The sequence below is a fragment of the Delftia sp. ZNC0008 genome, assembly GCF_000799035.1.
Classification (GTDB): domain Bacteria; phylum Pseudomonadota; class Gammaproteobacteria; order Burkholderiales; family Burkholderiaceae_C; genus Comamonas; species Comamonas tsuruhatensis.
Genome location: NZ_JTKZ01000654.1, coordinates 74808 through 92858 on the forward strand (window position 1 = coordinate 74808; position 18051 = coordinate 92858).

Here is an 18051-nt window from a genome sequence, read left to right on the forward strand (position 1 = left end):
GAGTGTGGCGCAGTGCGGCAGCGCGGGGCGGGGCGCTCCATAATTGCCGCTCCACGCCCTGCACCCGCTTGCCTGCACCCAGCACCATGGCCCGCCTGCCCAGACTCACCATTGCGGATCTGCCGCACCACATCATCCAGCTCGGCAACAACGGCGCGGACATCTTCATCGATGCCCAGGACCGGGAGACCATGCTGGGGCTGCTGCGCGAGATGGCGCGCAGCTGTGAGCTGGCCGTGCATGCCTACGTGCTCCTGCCCAGCCAGTTCCACCTGCTGGCCACGCCGCGCACCGACGATGGCCTGCCCAGGTTCATGCAGGCCGTGGGCCGGCGCTATGTGCGCTACTTCAACGACCGCCACGGCCGCAGCGGCACGCTGTGGGAGGGCCGCTATCGCGGCACGGTGCTGCAGCCCAGCTGGCTGCTGCCCACCATGGTCTTCATGGACGACAGCCCCGTGCGCGCCGGCCTGGTCCAGCGGCCGGCCGACTGGCCCTGGTCCAGCTACGCGCACAACGCCGGCCTGCGCAGCGACGCGCTGATCCAGCCGCATGCCGTGTTCTGGGAACTGGGCAACACCCCGTTTGCGCGCGACGCGGCGTATGTGTCGGCCGTGGACGAGGGCGTCAGCAGCGATGACGGCGAACGCATCAGCCAGTCGGCGCTGCGGGGCTGGGCGCTGGGCGATGAGCAATTCATTGCCGATTTACAACAGCGCACCGAGCGCCGCGTGACCCGCCAGCGCGCCGGCCGTCCGCCAGGACGGACCAATGAGCGCACCACAACAGTGCGTTAGTACCCACTGATGGCCTGCAAGTGCTTGATTTCTCATCGCAGGCCTCTGTGAAATAAATATGTCCCTTATTAATTTCCGATTTTTTTGTTCTGGAATTAATTGGGATCTGACCCTTATATAAATTTATTGCATGAGGTGATGCCTTGCCTTAATCTTGCGTTCCCTGCGAAAAATTTGAGGATTCCGCCATGACGACGGCTGCCGAGATCAAGCATCTCCAAGACCACGGTCTGTACTCCAAGAGCAACGAGCACGACGCCTGCGGCCTCGGCTTTGTTGCACATATCAAGGGCGTCAAGCGCCATGACATCGTCACCGGCGCGCTCAAGATCCTCGAAAACATCGACCATCGCGGCGCCGTGGGTGCCGACAAGCTCATGGGCGATGGCGCGGGCATTCTGATCCAGATTCCCGACCAGCTCTACCGCGAAGAGATGGCAAAGCAGGGCGTGGCCCTGCCGCCCGCGGGCGAGTACGGCGTGGGCATGATCTTCCTGCCCAAGGAACACGCCTCGCGCCTGGCCTGCGAGCAGGAGATGGAACGCGCCATCAAGGCCGAAGGCCAGGTCCTGCTGGGCTGGCGCGATGTGCCCGTGAACCGCGACATGCCCATGTCGCCCACGGTCCAGGAAAAGGAGCCCATCCTGCGCCAGGTCTTCATCGGCCGCGGCGCCGACGTGATCGTGCAGGACGCGCTGGAGCGCAAGCTGTACGTGATCCGCAAGACGGCCAGCGCCGCCATCCAGAACCTCAAGCTCAAGCACAGCAAGGAATACTACGTTCCCAGCATGAGCAGCCGCACTGTGGTCTACAAGGGCCTGCTGCTGGCCGACCAGGTGGGCGTGTACTACAACGACCTGTCCGACGAGCGCTGCGTCTCGGCCATCGGCCTGGTGCACCAGCGCTTTTCGACCAACACCTTCCCCGAGTGGCCGCTGGCCCACCCCTACCGCTACGTGGCCCACAACGGTGAAATCAACACCGTGCGCGGCAACTACAACTGGATGCTGGCGCGCGAAGGCGTGATGGCCTCGCCCGTGCTGGCCGAGGACCTCAAGAAGCTCTATCCCATCAGCTTCGCCGGCCAGTCCGACACGGCAACGTTCGACAACTGCCTGGAACTGCTGACCATGGCCGGCTACCCCATCAGCCAGGCCGTGATGATGATGATTCCCGAGCCCTGGGAACAGCACGAGTCCATGGACGAGCGCCGCCGCGCCTTCTATGAATACCACGCCGCCATGATGGAGCCCTGGGACGGCCCGGCCTCCATCGTGTTCACCGACGGCCGCCAGATCGGCGCCACGCTGGACCGCAACGGCCTGCGCCCCTCGCGCTACGTGATCACCGATGACGACCTGGTCATCCTGGCGTCCGAAGCTGGCGTGCTGCCCGTGCCCGACAGCGCCATCGTGCGCAAGTGGCGCCTGCAGCCCGGCAAGATGCTGCTGATCGACCTGGAGCAGGGCCGCCTGATCGAGGACGACGAGCTCAAGGCCAACATCGTCAACACCAAGCCCTACAAGCAGTGGATCGAGAACCTGCGCATCAAGCTGGGCAGCGTGGGCGGTGACACCCATGCCGGCCCCGAGGCCGCCAGCCTGCCGCTGCTCGAGCGCCAGCAGGCCTTCGGCTTCACGCAGGAAGACATCAAGTTCCTGCTGGCCCCCATGGCCAAGAACGGCGAGGAAGGCATCGGCTCCATGGGCAACGACAGCCCGCTGGCCGTGCTGTCGGACAAGAACAAGCCGCTGTACAACTACTTCCGCCAGATGTTCGCGCAGGTGACCAACCCGCCGATCGACCCCATCCGCGAAGCCATCGTGATGTCGCTGGTGTCCTTCATCGGACCCAAGCCCAACCTGCTGGACATCAACCAGGTCAACCCGCCCATGCGCCTGGAAGTGCACCAGCCCGTGCTGGACTTCGCCGACATGGCCAAGCTGCGCGACATCGAACGCCACACGCAGGGCAAGTTCAAGAGCGCAACGATCGACATCACCTACCCGCTGTCCTGGGGCAAGCAGGGCGTGGAAGCCAAGCTGGCATCGCTGTGCGCGCAGGCCGTGGACGCCATCAAGGGCGGCGCCAACATCCTGATCATCAGCGACCGCCATGTGAGCGCCACGCAGGTGGCCATCCCCGCGCTGCTGGCGCTGTCGGCCATCCACCAGCACCTGGTGCGCGAGGGCCTGCGCACCACGGCCGGCCTGGTCGTGGAAACGGGCACGGCGCGCGAAGTGCACCACTTCGCCGTGCTGGCAGGCTACGGCGCCGAGGCCGTGCATCCCTACCTGGCCATGGAAACCCTGGCCGACATGCACAAGGAGCTGGGTGGCGACCTGTCGGCCGACAAGGCCATCTACAACTACGTCAAGGCCATCGGCAAGGGCCTGTCCAAGATCATGTCCAAGATGGGCGTGTCCACCTACATGTCCTATTGCGGCGCCCAACTGTTCGAGGTGATCGGCCTGAACAGCGACACCGTGGACAAGTACTTCACCGGCACGGCCAGCCGCGTCGAGGGCATCGGCGTCTTCGAGATCGCCGAGGAAACCATCCGCAACCACCGCGCGGCCTTCGGTGACGATCCCGTGCTGGAGACCATGCTGGACGCCGGTGGCGAATACGCCTGGCGCGCCCGTGGCGAAGAGCACATGTGGTCGCCCGACGCCATCGCCAAGCTGCAGCATTCCACGCGCTCCAACAACTGGAGCACGTACAAGGAATACGCCCAGCTGATCAACGACCAGAGCAAGCGCCACATGACGCTGCGCGGCCTGTTCGAGTTCAAGTTCGACCCGGCCAAGGCCATCCCGCTGGACCAGGTCGAGTCGGCCAAGGAGATCGTCAAGCGCTTTGCCACGGGCGCCATGTCGCTGGGCTCCATCAGCACCGAGGCCCATGCCACGCTGGCAGTGGCCATGAACCGCATCGGCGGCAAGAGCAACACCGGCGAAGGCGGGGAAGATCCCCAGCGCTACCGCAACGAGCTCAAGGGCATCCCGATCAGGAAGGGCGAGACCCTGGGCTCCATCATCGGCGCCGACAAGGTCGAGGCCGACATCGAGCTGCAGGACGGCGACTCGCTGCGCTCCAGGATCAAGCAGGTGGCCTCGGGCCGCTTCGGCGTCACGGCCGAGTACCTGTCGTCCTCGGACCAGGTGCAGATCAAGATGGCCCAGGGCGCCAAGCCCGGCGAGGGCGGCCAACTGCCCGGCGGCAAGGTGTCCGACTACATCGGCAAGCTGCGCCACTCCGTGCCCGGCGTCGGCCTGATCTCGCCCCCGCCCCACCACGACATCTACTCCATCGAGGATCTGGCCCAGCTGATCCACGACCTGAAGAACGTGGCGCCGCACGCCGACATCTCGGTCAAGCTCGTGTCCGAAGTGGGCGTGGGCACCATCGCGGCCGGCGTGGCCAAGTGCAAGAGCGACCACGTGGTCATCGCAGGCCATGACGGCGGCACGGGCGCATCGCCCTGGTCGTCCATCAAGCATGCGGGCTCGCCCTGGGAAATCGGCCTGGCCGAGACCCAGCAGACCCTGGTGCTCAACCGCCTGCGCGGCCGCATCCGCGTGCAGGCCGACGGCCAGATGAAGACCGGCCGCGACGTCGTCATCGGCGCGCTGCTGGGCGCCGACGAGTTCGGCTTCGCCACGGCGCCCCTGGTCGTCGAGGGCTGCATCATGATGCGCAAGTGCCACCTGAACACCTGCCCCGTGGGCGTGGCCACGCAGGACCCGGTGCTGCGCGCCAAGTTCTCGGGCAAGCCCGAGCATGTGGTGAACTACTTCTTCTTCATCGCCGAGGAAGTGCGCCAGATCATGGCCCAGCTCGGCGTGGCGAAGTTCGACGACCTGATCGGCCGCTCCGACCTGCTGGACACCCGCAAGGGCCTGCAGCACTGGAAGGCTCAGGGCCTGGACTTCTCGCGCCTGTTCGCCCAGCCCGAAGTGCCCGCAGACGTGGCACGCTTCCATGTCGAAAAGCAGGACCACCTGCTGGACAAGGCGCTGGACGTGAAGCTCATCGAGCGCTGCAAGCCCGCCATCGAGAACGGCGAGCGTGTGCGCATCATGGAAGTGGCGCGCAACGTCAACCGCTCCGTGGGCGCCATGCTCTCCGGTGCCGTGACGCGCGTGCATCCCGAAGGTCTGCCCGATGACACCATCCGCATCCACTTCGAGGGAACTGGCGGCCAGTCCTTCGGCGCCTTCCTGTGCAACGGCATCACGCTGAACCTGCGCGGTGACGCCAACGACTACACGGGCAAGGGCCTGTCCGGCGGCCGCGTGGTGGTGCACGCCAGCCATGAGTTCCGTGGCGATACCACCAGCAACACCATCGTGGGCAACACCGTGATGTTCGGCGCCACCAGCGGCGAGGCCTTCTTCGGCGGCGTGGCCGGCGAGCGTTTCGCGGTCCGCCTGTCTGGCGCCACCGCCGTGGTCGAAGGCGTGGGCGACCACGGCTGCGAATACATGACCGGCGGCACCGTGGTGGTGCTGGGCAAGACCGGCCGCAACTTCGCCGCCGGCATGAGCGGCGGCGTGGCCTATGTGTATGACGAGGATGGCCGCTTCGCCGAGCGCTGCAACAAGGCGTCCGTCTCGCTGGACCAGGTGCTGCCCCATGACGAGCACTTGGCCCAGGTCTCGCCTGCCGTCTGGCACCGCCGCGAGACCGACGAGCGCCAGCTGCGCGCGCTGATCGAGGCGCACAGCCGCTGGACGGGCTCCAAGCGCGCCCGCGATCTGCTGGACAACTGGGCGGCGGCCCGCTCCAAGTTCGTCAAGGTCTTCCCCAGCGAATACAAGCGTGCCCTGTCCGAGATGTACGAGCGCCAGGTGATGGAAGAGCCCGCCACGCCCGAGGTCGAGGAACACGCCAAGGAGGCGGTGGCCGCCAAATAACAAGGAAGCGAAGGATGCGGGCAGCAGCCCGCATCCATCCCTGCACCCCACACATCAGGACAACGAATCATGGGAAAGACCACCGGCTTCATGGAATATGAGCGCCTCGAGGAGGGCTATGCGCCCGTCGCCGAGCGCGTGAAGCACTACAAGGAATTCGTCATCGGCCTCGATGACAGCCAGGCCAAGATCCAGGGCGCGCGCTGCATGGACTGCGGCACGCCGTTCTGCAACAACGGCTGCCCGGTCAACAACATCATTCCGGACTTCAACGACCTGGTCTTCCACGGCGGCTGGAAGAGCGCCAGCGCCGTGCTGCACAGCACCAACAACTTCCCCGAGTTCACCGGCCGCATCTGCCCCGCACCCTGTGAGGCCGCCTGCACCCTGAACATCAACGACGACGCCGTGGGCATCAAGTCCATCGAGCACGCCATCATCGACCGTGCCTGGGCCGAAGGCTGGGTCAAGCCGCTGCCCAGCAGCCGCAAGACCGGCAAGAAGGTGGCCGTGGTCGGCGCCGGCCCCGCAGGCCTGGCGGCCTCGCAGCAGCTGGCCCGCGCCGGCCATGATGTCACGCTGTTCGAGAAGAACGACCGCGTCGGCGGCCTGCTGCGCTACGGCATTCCCGACTTCAAGATGGAGAAGTCGCACATCGACCGCCGTGTCGAGCAGCTCGTGGCCGAAGGCGTCAAGATCCGCACCGGCGTGCTGGTGGCGGGCAAGGACGGCCTGGGCGAAGACTCCAAGGTCACTAACTGGGCCAAGGAAACCGTCAGCCCCGAGCAGCTCATGGCCGAGTTCGACGCCGTGCTGCTGACCGGCGGTGCCGAGCAGTCGCGCGACCTGCCCGTGCCCGGCCGTGAACTCAAGGGCATCCATTTCGCCATGGAGTTCCTGCCGCAGCAAAACAAGGTCAATGCCGGCGACAAGCTCAAGGGCCAGCTGCGTGCCGATGGCAAGCATGTCATCGTCATCGGTGGCGGCGACACGGGCTCCGACTGCGTGGGCACCAGCAACCGCCACGGCGCCGTCAGCGTGACCCAGTTCGAGCTGATGCCCATGCCGCCCGAGCAGGAGAACAAGCCCCTGGTCTGGCCCTACTGGCCGATCAAGCTGCGCACCAGCTCCAGCCACGAGGAAGGCTGTGAGCGCGAGTTCGCCATCGCCACCAAGGAGTTCATCGGCGAGAAGGGCCAGGTCACGGCCGTCAAGACCGTGCGCATCGAAATGAAGGACGGCAAGATGGTCGAGGTGCCCGGCAGCGAGCAGGTGCTCAAGGCCGACCTGGTGCTGCTGGCCATGGGCTTCGTCAGCCCCGTGCAGGCCGTGCTCGATGCCTTTGGCGTGGACAAGGACGCACGCGGCAACGCCAAGGCCACCACCGACTTCACGGGCGGCTACGCCACCAGCGTGCCCAAGCTCTTCGCCGCCGGCGACGTGCGCCGCGGCCAGTCCCTGGTGGTCTGGGCCATCCGCGAAGGCCGCCAGGCCGCTCGCTCCATTGACGAGTTCCTCATGGGCACGTCCGACCTGCCTCGGTGAGATGCCAACCCCGGAAGGGGCTTGGCCATAGACAAAGAAAAAGCCCTTGGTGATGAACCAAGGGCTTTTTATTACAAATTCCTCGTGTTTCAGCGTAGGCCCTTGAAACTGGCGCGCCCTAAAGCGAGGGACATCGAGGAAGGGCCTGGGCCGGCCGCGCCGCCCCGCACCGAGGGTGTCGTCCCCCTCTGGGGGAAGGCGCGAAGCGACTCAGGGGGTGGGTTTATCCTCTGCGGGCTTGTCCACTGCGGTGCCGGGTTCGGCTTCTTCTTCCGGCGCCTTGGAGACGCGGCTGAACCAGCCGGCACCCAGGATGCCGATCTCGTAAAGAATGCACATGGGCACGGCCAGGGCCAGCTGGGAGATCACGTCGGGCGGCGTGACCACGGCGGCGATGATGAAGGCCACCACGATGAAATAGCCGCGGAAGGACTTGAGCTTGGCGATGTCCACCAGGCCGAAGCGCACCAGCAGCATGACCACGATGGGCACCTGGAAGGCCAGGCCAAAGGCCAGGTACAGCGACAGGATGGCCTCCACATACGATGCAATGTCCGGCGTGGCCGCCACGCTGTCCGGGGTGAAGCCCTGGATGAAGGCGAACATCTTGTCGAGCACGAAGAACTGCACGAAGGCGATGCCGATATAGGCCAGCAGGCTGCCGAAGATGATCAGCGGCAGCGCAAAGCGCTTTTCATGGCTGTACAGGCCGGGCGCCACGAAGGCCCACATCTGGTACATGATCCAGGGCAGCACGGCCAAGATGCCCACCATCATCAGTACCTTGAGCGGCACGAAGAAGGGGGTGAACACGCCGACTGCGATGAGCTTGGCATCGGGCGGCATGTGGGCCTTGATCGGGTGGGCGATGAAGTCGATCAGCCCGTTGGGGCCAGGCCACACGGCCAGCACGGCGATCGCCAGACCGATGCCGTAGATGCAGTAGAGCAGGCGGTCGCGCAGCTCCATCAGGTGCTGGACGAAAGGCTGCTCGGTGCCTGCCAGCTCGTCGTCTTTAGGTGGAATGTCGGACATGGTGCGAAACCGCGGCGGGCCGCAAGGGCGTCCACGGACCTGGTATGAAAAGCAGAAAGCCCGACGGATCGGGCAGGGTGGGGCGATGGCGGGTGCCCGGGTGGCAGAGGCTGGGCCGGTTGCCTCGTGGCCCGCTGCGCGCCAGCATCTTCAGCGGGACTTCTGGGGACGAAAGCGCGCCACGCGCGCCGCGCCCGACTGCGCCTTGGTGCGCACGCCGGCCCGGGCCTTGTACCACTGGGGCACGGCGGCACGCTTGAGGCGCCAGTTCTTGCCCGGGTGGCGGTAGGCCGGCGCCACGGCGCTGTACGTATCGCTGCCTGAATCGTAGGAAGAGGAGTCGTACGAGGAAGACGTGCCGTTGAGCGATGCCGTGGACTCGTTCCAGTCCTTCTCGAAATTGGCGGCCGAAGTGTGGATGGACTGCTCGACGTCACGCGCCGCGCCTTCCACCGTGTCCTTCATCTTGCGCAACTCGTCGAGTTCCATCGAACGGTTGACCTCGGCCTTCACATCGGAGACGTAGCGCTGGGCCTTGCCCAGCAGGGTACCGACGGTGCGCGCCACGCGCGGCAGCTTCTCGGGGCCGATGACCACGAGAGCCACGGCGCCGATCAGCGCCATCTTGGACAGACCGATATCAAACATGGAGGCTTGGCGTGCGGAGCATCAGCTCTTTTGCTTGGCTTCGACGTCGATGGTGGCCTTGTCGGTGGCTGTCTGGCCTGCAACCTGGCCAGGGGCAGCTGCGGGGGTGTCGGTGGAGGTCGAGCCGTCCTTCACACCGTCCTTGAAGCCCTTGACTGCACCGCCAAGGTCGGAACCGATGTTCTTCAGCTTCTTGGTTCCGAACACCAGAACCACGATGGCCAGGACGACGCGCCAATGCCAGATGGAAAACGAGCCCATGAGAATCTCTCCTAAGAATTGCAGATCATTTTAGACGCCGGGCCATGGCGGCAGTTCGCAAGGCCCCACAAAAGCCGTTCGGCCGGCGCATGTACGCAGAAGTCGCAAGCAAGAGGCGGGCCATCTTGCGCGCAAGCCCGCGTCCAGCAAAGGCTTCAGCCCTTCAGCCAGGGGCGGGGGCCGCCCATGACATGGATGTGCAGATGGTGGACTTCCTGTCCGCCCTCGGTGCCGGTGTTGACCACCAGACGGAAACCGCCATCGGGATACGGATTGCAGCCTTGCTCGGCGGCCAGGCGGGGCGCCAGCACCATCATGCGGCCCAGCAGCGCAGCGTCGTCGGCCTGGACCTGGGCCATGGAGGGGATGTGCTTCTTGGGCACCATCAGAAAGTGGATGGGCGCGCCGGGATGGATGTCGTGGAAGGCGAAGACTTCATCGTCCTCATAGACCTTGCGGGAAGGGATCTCGCCTTTGATGATGCGGCAAAACAGGCAGTTCGGGTCGTGGTCGTGCATGGCGCTACGGGAGTCCTGGGAAGCTGGCGGTGGATCGAAAAATCAGGGTGAATTGTCGTTGATGTGCAGTGTCTGGCGCACGCCGATGTCGCTGCGGTGCTGCTGGAGCCAGTGCTGCCCCTGCTCGCGCCCCAGCTCGAACAGCTCGCGCACGAAACGCATGTCGGAGCGCGTCTTGGTCGAGGCGCCGTAGCCCTTGAGCACCGCGCCGCCGTCCACGCGGTGCAGCAGCACCTTTTTGTAGCGTGCCGGGTCCAGCTTGCCCTGCTCCAGCAGGCGCTTGACGAACTCGATGGCGCGCAGCTCGGACAGCAGGCCGGCGTTGAAGGTGACCTCGTTCATGCGGTCCATGATGTCGGCCGCCGTGTTGGGCAGGTCGGTGTGCTCGATGGGATTGATCTGCACCAGCAGGATGTCGCTGGAGGCCGTGCCGTAGATCAGGGGATACAGGGCGGGATTGCCCGAGAAACCGCCGTCCCAGTAAGGCTCGCCATCGATTTCCACGGCCTTGAACAGCTGGGGCAGGCAGGCCGAGGCCATGACCGCGTCGGCACTGAGCCTTCTGCCCGAAAAGATGCTTCCCCGGCCCGTGCGCACATTGGTGGCGCAGACAAAGACCTTGGGCACCACGCCCTCCACGGGCGGACGCGTCAGCGCCTCGAAATCCACGACCCGTTCGAGCAGCTTGCGCAGCGGGTTGATGTCCAGCGGGTTGGTCTGGTAGGGCGAGAAGAACTGGTTGAGCACACCCATGAAGGGGCTGCCCGGCAATGGCGCGCCCCACATCAGGCTGCCCATGGTGCCCACGCCTTCCCACAGTTCGGTCAGCGAGGCGCGGGCCAATTGGGAGCCCAGCGCCTGGGCGGCTACAGGATCGCTTTCCTGGCGCGCGGCCTGGGCAAAGCCCTGTGCCAGGGCCACGGCATTCATGGCGCCGGCGCTGGTGCCGCTGATGCCGTCGAAGACAAGGCTGCCGTCTTCCAGCAGTGCGTCCAGCACGCCCCAGGTCAGGGCGCCGTGCGAGCCCCCGCCCTGCAGGGCGAGGTTGATCTTGCAGGTCGGGGTGAAGGACATGGCGGGCGGGCCGGCGGCTTCAGCGGTCCACGGCCTGGTTGCGGTTCATGGCGACCATGCCGCGCACGATGCGGTACAGGAACCAGATGGAGATCACCGTCCAGGCGATCCAGCCGGGCACGAAGAACAGCAGCCACAGCGGTGCCGTGACCAGGTACAGGATGCCGGCCCAGACCACGCTGCGGATGCGCCACGAGAAATGGTTGGCCATCCAGCTGCCTTCGGCGTCGCCGCGCTTGACCAGGTCGATGATCAGGGCGATCACCAGCAGCGCGATGCTGGGCTGGGCGCCGGGCACGACGGCGGCCACGGCCACCACCAGGTGCAGCAGGTAGCTGACCCAGCCCCAGGCCTTGAGGCCTTCGATGCGGGACTGGTCCAGGGCACGGACTTCGATGTAATCGTCATTCATGGCAGCGGTCCTTTCTCGTTCACATCACGTTCCTGGGCCTTGCGCAGCGCCTTTTCCTCGATGCCGCTGGTGCCTTCGCGGCGCTCCAGCTCGGCAACGACCTGGGCGGGCGTCAGGCCATAGTGGGCCAGGGCGATCATGCTATGGAACCACAGATCGGCCACTTCGTAGAGGATTTTGCCGGCGTCCCCGCCATGGTCTGCGTCCTTGGCGGCCATGACGACTTCGGTGGCCTCTTCGCCGATCTTCTTCAAAAAGGCATCCGGGCCCTTGTGCAGCAGGCGGGCGACGTAGCTCTTGTCGGGGTCGCCGCCGTTGGCGGGCTTGCGGCTTTCGATGACGGCGGCCAGGCGCGCCAGGGCGTCCTGCGAGGAAGTGCTTGTGGTGTCGTTCATGTTCGTGGAATTCATTTGTAGATCGATTCGGGGTCTTTCAAGACCGGATCGACGGCCTGCCACTGGCCATCGCGCAGCACGCTGTAGAAGCAGCTGTGGCGCCCCGTGTGGCAGGCAATGCCGGGCTCGTGGCCGGTCTGGGTGATCTTGAGCAGGACCACGTCGTTGTCGCAGTCGATGCGCACCTCGTGCACGGTCTGCACGTGGCCCGATTCCTCGCCCTTGAACCACAGCTTGTTGCGCGAGCGGCTGAAGTAGACGGCGCGGCCCAGCTCGGCCGTCTTGGCCAGGGCCTCGCGGTTCATCCAGGCGAACATCAGCACGTCGCCCGTGTCCTTTTCCTGCGCGATCACGGGCACCAGGCCCTGCGCATCCCATTTGACTTGATCTAGCCAGTTCATTGCCTGCATTGTGAATATCCTGGGTTGGAATCCCTGTGACAGCATTGTCAGGAATTGCCTGGATTGAAAATACACCCCCTGAGTCGCTTCGCGCCTTCCCCCTCTCTCGCTGCGCGGGAGGGAGACGACAGCCTTGCTGCGGGGCGGCCCTTGCTCGCTGTCCCTGGTCCCTTGGGCCGCGCCGGTTTCATGGGTTGTGGGCGGCGCGAGCGCCATAGAAAACTGAAATGAAGGAGTCCGCCGACGCGCCGTATCAGAGGCGCACGGGCACGCCGCGCTCGGCCATGCGCTGCTTGGCCTGGCCCACGGTGAATTCGCCATAGTGGAAGATGCTGGCGGCCAGCACGGCGTCGGCGCCGCCCAGGGTCACGCCATCGGCCAGGTCGTCCAGCGAGCCCACGCCGCCGGAGGCGATCACGGGCACGGGCACGGCGTCGCTGACGGCGCGCGTGAGCTTCAGGTCGAACCCGGACTTGGTGCCGTCGCGGTCCATGCTGGTCAGCAGGATCTCGCCCGCGCCGCGGCGCGCCATTTCGGCGGCCCACTGCACGGCGTCCAGGCCGGTGTTCTTGCGTCCGCCGTGGCTGTAGACATCCCAGCCGGGGCCGGCGGCGCGGCCGTCGGCGCCGATGCGCTGCTCGTCTTCGGCGGTGCGGCGCTTGGCGTCGATGGCCACGACGATGCACTGCGCGCCGTACTTGTCGGAGGCGGCATTGATCACATCGGGATTGGCGATGGCGGCCGAGTTGAAGCTGGTCTTGTCGGCGCCCGCGTTGAGCAGGCGGCGCACGTCCTCGACGGTGCGCACGCCACCGCCCACGGTCAGCGGAATGAAGACCTGGCTGGCCACCGATTCGATGATGGGCAGGATCAGGTCTCGGCCATCGCTGGTGGCCGTGATGTCCAGGAAGGTCAGCTCGTCCGCGCCCTGGGCGTTGTAGCGCGCGGCGATCTCCACCGGGTCGCCCGCATCGCGCAGCTCCACGAAGTTCACGCCTTTGACGACGCGCCCTCCCGTGACGTCAAGACAGGGGATGATGCGTTTGGCAAGCATGGGCAGACTCGTGGCTAGGGCGTGAAACAAGGGCGAAAAGATACCACGCCCTCGGCGCCCGCAGGCGCTGCGGGGTTCAGCGCTTGAGACCTGCGGCCTGGCTTTGCCAGCGCCATGCGTCCTCGCACATGCGGTCCAGGTCCAGCATGGCCTTCCAGCCCAGCAGGCGCTCGGCCTCGGCGGGGTCGGCCCAGCACTGGGCCACGTCGCCGGGGCGGCGCGCCACGATCTGGTAGGGCACGGGGCGGCCGCTGGCGCGCTCGAAGGCCTTGACCATCTCCAGCACCGAGACCGGGCGCCCCGTGCCCAGGTTCACGGTCAGCAGGCCCTGCTGCTCGCGCAGATAGCGCAGCGCCGCCAGGTGGCCGCGCGCCAGGTCGGTGACGTGGATGTAGTCACGCACGCCTGTGCCGTCCGGCGTGGCGTAGTCATCCCCATAGACACTGAGCTGCTGGCGCTGGCCGATGGCGACCTGCGACACATAGGGCATGAGGTTGTTGGGGATGTCGCGCGGGTCCTCGCCGATCAGGCCGCTTTCATGGGCGCCCACGGGATTGAAGTAGCGCAGCCGTGCCAGGCGCCACTGGCCGGGCTCGGCGCGGTCCAGGTCGGCCAGCATTTCCTCGATCCACAGCTTGCTGCGGCCGTAGGGGTTGGTGGCAGACAGCGGGAAATCCTCGCGGATCGGCAGGCTGGCCGGGTCACCGTAGACCGTGGCCGAGGAGGAGAACACCAGGCTGTGCACGCCCGCCGCCTGCATGGCCTGCAGCAGGGCGACCGTGCCGCCCACGTTGTGTTCGTAGTAGCGCAGTGGCTGGGCCACGGATTCGCCCACGGCCTTGAGTGCGGCGAAGTGGATCACCTCGCGGATGGAGTGCTCGGCAAACAGCCGGTCCAGCGCGGCGCGGTCGCGCACATCGCCTTCCACGCACAGCGGGCGCCGGCCCGTGATGCGTTCCATGCGGTCGAGCACGTCGGCGCTGCTGTTGCTGAAGTTGTCGTAGATCAGGTAGGGCTCGCCTGCGGCGGCCAGCTCCACGCAGGTGTGGGAGCCGATGAAGCCGGCGCCGCCTGTGACCAGGATCATGAATACCTCTCATTGGTGATTTTTTGGCGTGCCTAGTATCGCAATAACCCAGCTTCTCCCCGGGTTCAAGTGGGCTGAGCACAAAAGTAGGGAGAAAACACATTTGTAGACAAACAACGTTATGCTCGGCCCGCTTTTCGTCGGATTGACGATAGCTTTCATCAAATTGTTAAGAAATTTGATGCATAAAAACTATGAATTGATGGGGCATCACCACGCCCTGAGGAGAAGGCCGTGAACGGTTTCCTGCGAAGCTGCCTGGTCTGCTGGGGGTTGCTGTGCGGCTGGGTGGTGCAGGCTGCCGAACCCGCGGTGGCTGTCTATTACGGGAACAAGGCATCGCTCAGTGAATTGAGCCTCTACGACATTGCCGTCGTGGAGCCGGGCCATGGCTATGACCCGGTCCGGTTTCGCAAGCAGGCCCCGGGCAGCGAGCTGTATGCCTACGCTTCCGTGGCCGAGGTGCTGCCCGAGCGCGCCTACTTCGGCAAGATTCCCGAGGCCTGGAAGATGGCGCGCAACGGCGCCTGGCAGTCCATCGTCCTGGACCAGACACCTGCGCAGTGGCCCGCCTTCTTTGCCGACGAGGTGATCGCGCCGCTGTGGAAGCAGGGCTTTCGCGGCTTCTTCCTGGACACGCTGGACTCCTACCGCCTGGCCAAGAATTTCGACGAAAAGGCCCAGCAGGACGGTCTGGTGCGCGTCATCGAGACGCTGCACCAGCGCTATCCCGGCATCCGCCTGATCCTGAACCGGGGCTTCGAGATCGTGCCGCGCGTGAGGGACAAGGTACAGATGGTGGCGGCCGAGTCGCTGTTGCGGGGCTGGGATGCCAGCCTCAAGCGCTATGTGAACGTGCCCGAGAAAGACCGCGAATGGCTGCTGCAGCAACTGCAGACCATCCGCGAGCGCGACCGCCTGCCGGTGCTGTCCATCGACTACGTGGCCCCGCACGACCGCGACGCCACGCGCGAGACCGCCCGCCGCATTGCGCAGCTGGGCATCATCCCCTGGGTTTCCGATGCCGGGCTGCAGACCCTGGGCATAGGCCAGGTGGAGGCGGTGGCGCGCAGGGTGTTGATTCTCTACAACGGTGCCGACTATCCGACCATCAACGGCGCATCGGCGCACCGCTTCCTGGAAATGCCCCTGAACTACATGGGCTACGTCGCCGACTACGCCGATGTGCGCGAGCCCCTGCCCGAAGGCGTGTCGCGCGACCGCTATGCCGGCGTGGTGAGCTGGTTCGGCGGCGCGGTGCCCGAGATGCGGGCCAAAAGCGTGCGGCAGTGGCTGGCCAACCAGGTGCAGCAGGGCATGCCGCTGCTGGTGCTCAATACGCTGGGCCTGTCCCAGGACCGCACCATGTCGGCCGCCCTGGGCACGCGCAGCACGGAAGCGGCACCCGTGTTCCCGCTGCGGCGCGCCGAAAAGGCGCCGGTCATGGGTTTCGAGATACAGCCGGCCGAGCCAGCGCACGATTACGAAGGCTGGGAGTTCACGCCGCAGATGGCCAGGGGCAGCCGCGAGTTGCTGTCCTTCGACGACAAGCGGGGGCGCCGCTTCGTGTCGGCCGCCATCACGCCCTGGGGCGGCTTTGCACTCATGCCCTATGTGGTGGTGGGCATGCCGGGCACCGACCAGTCGCGCTGGGTGATCGACCCCTTCGCGCTGTTGCGCGAGGCGCTGCGCCTGCAGGACTTTCCGGTGCCCGACGTCACCACCGAGAACGGCCGCCGCCTGCTGCTGGCCCATGTGGACGGGGACGGCTTTCCTTCCAAGGCCGAGCTGCCGGGCACGCCCTTCGCGGGCGAAGTGCTGCGCCGCGAGATCCTGGAGCGCTACAGGATTCCGCACACCATCTCGGTCATCGAGGCCGAAGTCTCGCCGCAGGGCCTGTATCCGCAGTGGGCCGACCAGCTGGAGGGCATTGCCAAGCGCATCTTCGCCATGCCCCATGTCGAGATCGCCAGCCATTCCTATTCCCATCCCTTCTTCTGGGAGCCCGGGGCAGCGCCCGACGGGGATGACAGCAAGGAGGTGAACCTCAACCTCCACATCCCCGGCTACCAGATGGACATGAACCGGGAGATCAATGGCTCGGTCGACTACATCCGCAAGCGCCTGGCGCCGCCCGGCAAGCCGGTGGACGTGTTCCTGTGGACCGGCAATACGGCGCCCAGCGCCGAGGCCCTGGCCATCTCCGACGCGGCGGGACTGCTCAACATGAATGGCGGCGACACGGCCATCACGCGCAGCAATCCCTCGCTGACGGAGGTGCGCAGCTGGGGCCTGCGCAAGGGCGGCCATCTGCAGATCTATGCGCCCGTCACCAACGAGAACATCTACACCAATCTCTGGCACGGGCCGTTCTACGGCTTCGAGCGCGTCATCGAAACCTTCGAGATGACCGACGCGCCCCGGCGCATGAAGGCCGTGGACATCTACTACCACTCCTACTCCGCCAGCAAGCAGGCCAGCATCAAGGCCCTGCACAAGGTCTACCAGTGGGCGCTGGCGCAGCGGCTGAACCCGGTCTACAGCTCCGAGTACATCCGCAAGGTGCAGGATTTCTACGAATTCGCCATCGGCCGCGACGCGCAGGGCTGGCGCCTGCGGGGCCCGGGCCAGTTGCGCACGCTGCGCATGCCGCCCGGCATGGCCCTGCCGTCCATGGCTGCCAGCCGCGGCATTGCCGGCTATGCCAAGGGCACGGACGGCAACTACCTTCACCTGGCCGGCGGCGCCGGATACCTGGTGCAGCAGGATGCCGCAGGCGCGGCCGCCTCCGCGGCGCGTCCCTATCTGGTGGATGCCAATGCCCGGCTCACGCAATGGCTGCCCCAGGCCGATGGCGGCGTGCGCTTGACCCTGCAGGGCCATGTGCCGCTGGAGCTGCGCATGCACCTGCCGTCCGGCTGTGCGCTGAGTTCCCTGAATGCCGCCAATCCCCTCATTGCCGTGGCGGGTGCCGATACGGGCAGCTCCAACCTCCGTTCCTTCAGAAGTACCCAAAACAGTGTTGAACTCCAAGCGCAATGCCGGGGGCTCTGAGCGCCCCGTCACGGTTCCCTTCTGGCTGATCGTGCTGCTGGCGGTACTGATCGGCGGTGCCCTGTGGATGCTGTTTCCCAAGCAGGATCTGGAGCGCCGGCTCTCCGTCACCGGAGATGATTCCGAGCTGTCCTACAACTACCTGAGCAACCTGCTCAAGAGCGACCCGGGCAATGAAAACCTGCGCGCCCTGCTCAAGGCCAAGGAGGAGCGCCTGAAAGCCATCAAGCTGGCGCGCGAAGAGGCAGCCAAGCAGGCGCTGCCCAGCGCCGCCGTCCAGGCCTGGGAGCGCTGGCAGGCCGCCTACCAGAACTATCTGGAGGCGCAAAAGCAGGACCATCGCGCCGGAGGGCAGGCCGATGCCCTGGCGCTCCAGGTGATGCAGGCGCTCAAGGAGGTCCCGCTGGCGGGTCTGACCCAGGAGCAGGCGCTGTACCTGGCCTCTTCGGCGCTGGTACTCAAGGACGCACCGCTGGCCCTGGGCATCTACGACGATGTGGCCGCCCGCCAGGGCGATCCCGCGCGCAAGGCGCAGGTCTATGAGTCCGCAGCGCGGCAGGCGCTGGGCATGTCGCTGTACGAGGAATCGGCCCGGCTGCTGCGCCAGGCCAGTGCCACCACCGACGATGTCCCGCAGTCGCGCGCCTACCTCTGGCAGGCCCTGCAGGTGCTGCAGTCCGGCAACCGTGCCAGCGAAGCGCTGGCGCTGGCGCGCCAGCAGGAAGAACTGTTGGGCAGCGACCCGGAAACGCTGCGAAGGCTCATCGGCCTGGCGCGTGCGGCCGGCAACCGGGCCGAGGCCGAGCGCTATGCCAAGCGGCTGCTGCAGCTGTCCCTGCTGCAGCAATGGC

Annotated in this window: 14 protein-coding genes and 1 pseudogene; 5 read left to right on the forward strand and 10 right to left on the reverse strand. The window is 66.0% G+C overall.

Going from position 1 to position 18051, the window contains the following annotated elements; all coding sequences use genetic code 11:
* Positions 1–86: 86 nt before the first annotated feature.
* The 3 genes from L995_RS21515 (at position 87) to L995_RS21525 (ending at position 7261) form a co-directional block, all read left to right on the forward strand.
* Positions 87–797, forward strand: a complete 711-nt coding sequence (locus L995_RS21515; protein WP_047473642.1) for a transposase — start codon at positions 87–89, stop codon at positions 795–797.
* A 188-nt stretch (positions 798–985) separates the two neighbouring features.
* Positions 986–5716, forward strand: a complete 4731-nt coding sequence (locus L995_RS21520; protein WP_016445556.1) for a glutamate synthase-related protein — start codon at positions 986–988, stop codon at positions 5714–5716.
* A gap of 69 nt (positions 5717–5785) precedes the next feature.
* A complete protein-coding gene (locus L995_RS21525; protein WP_016445557.1) occupies positions 5786–7261 on the forward strand; it encodes a glutamate synthase subunit beta in 1476 nt (491 codons plus the stop codon).
* Between the two features lie 210 nt (positions 7262–7471).
* Here L995_RS21525 and tatC read toward each other — a convergent pair whose 3' ends face one another.
* The 10 genes from tatC to galE form a co-directional block, all read right to left on the reverse strand.
* The gene (gene tatC / locus L995_RS21530) at positions 7472–8296 is read right to left on the reverse strand and encodes a twin-arginine translocase subunit TatC (protein WP_047473609.1); all 825 of its coding nucleotides are present in this window, start codon (positions 8294–8296) and stop codon (positions 7472–7474) included.
* A 150-nt stretch (positions 8297–8446) separates the two neighbouring features.
* The gene (gene tatB / locus L995_RS21535) at positions 8447–8944 is read right to left on the reverse strand and encodes a Sec-independent protein translocase protein TatB (RefSeq protein WP_016445559.1); all 498 of its coding nucleotides are present in this window, start codon (positions 8942–8944) and stop codon (positions 8447–8449) included.
* 21 nt (positions 8945–8965) lie between these two features.
* Positions 8966–9205, reverse strand: a complete 240-nt coding sequence (tatA, locus tag L995_RS21540; protein ID WP_047473612.1) for a Sec-independent protein translocase subunit TatA — start codon at positions 9203–9205, stop codon at positions 8966–8968.
* A gap of 155 nt (positions 9206–9360) precedes the next feature.
* Complete coding sequence (locus tag L995_RS21545) at positions 9361–9723, reverse strand: histidine triad nucleotide-binding protein (RefSeq protein ID WP_016445561.1); 363 nt, start codon at positions 9721–9723, stop codon at positions 9361–9363.
* Positions 9724–9765: 42 nt separating this feature from the next.
* Complete coding sequence (locus L995_RS21550; protein WP_047473614.1) at positions 9766–10797, reverse strand: patatin-like phospholipase family protein; 1032 nt, start codon at positions 10795–10797, stop codon at positions 9766–9768.
* Between the two features lie 19 nt (positions 10798–10816).
* Positions 10817–11209, reverse strand: coding sequence for a DUF4870 family protein (locus tag L995_RS21555; RefSeq protein WP_047473621.1), 393 nt, complete (start codon positions 11207–11209; stop codon positions 10817–10819).
* A complete protein-coding gene (locus tag L995_RS21560) occupies positions 11206–11619 on the reverse strand; it encodes a phosphoribosyl-ATP diphosphatase (protein WP_047473622.1) in 414 nt (137 codons plus the stop codon). Before L995_RS21560 ends, L995_RS21555 begins: the two co-directional genes overlap by 4 nt.
* Positions 11616–12014, reverse strand: coding sequence for a phosphoribosyl-AMP cyclohydrolase (gene hisI, locus L995_RS21565; protein WP_174538852.1), 399 nt, complete (start codon positions 12012–12014; stop codon positions 11616–11618). The genes L995_RS21560 and hisI overlap by 4 nt, the downstream gene beginning before the upstream one ends.
* Before the next feature lie 244 nt (positions 12015–12258).
* On the reverse strand, positions 12259–13059 hold the full coding sequence (gene hisF / locus L995_RS21570) for an imidazole glycerol phosphate synthase subunit HisF (protein WP_013800786.1): 801 nt from the start codon (positions 13057–13059) through the stop codon (positions 12259–12261).
* 76 nt (positions 13060–13135) lie between these two features.
* Positions 13136–14146: a UDP-glucose 4-epimerase GalE gene (galE, locus tag L995_RS21575; RefSeq protein ID WP_017406261.1), complete on the reverse strand. Its 1011-nt coding sequence runs from the start codon at positions 14144–14146 to the stop codon at positions 13136–13138.
* Positions 14147–14380: 234 nt separating this feature from the next.
* Between galE and L995_RS21580 the strand changes: the two genes are divergently transcribed.
* The gene (locus L995_RS21580) at positions 14381–17200 is read left to right on the forward strand and encodes a bifunctional glycoside hydrolase 114/ polysaccharide deacetylase family protein (protein WP_047473631.1); all 2820 of its coding nucleotides are present in this window, start codon (positions 14381–14383) and stop codon (positions 17198–17200) included.
* Positions 17166–18051, forward strand: a pseudogene (locus tag L995_RS21585) (tetratricopeptide repeat protein); the annotation flags it as partial. The gene L995_RS21580 and the pseudogene L995_RS21585, both read left to right, overlap by 35 nt.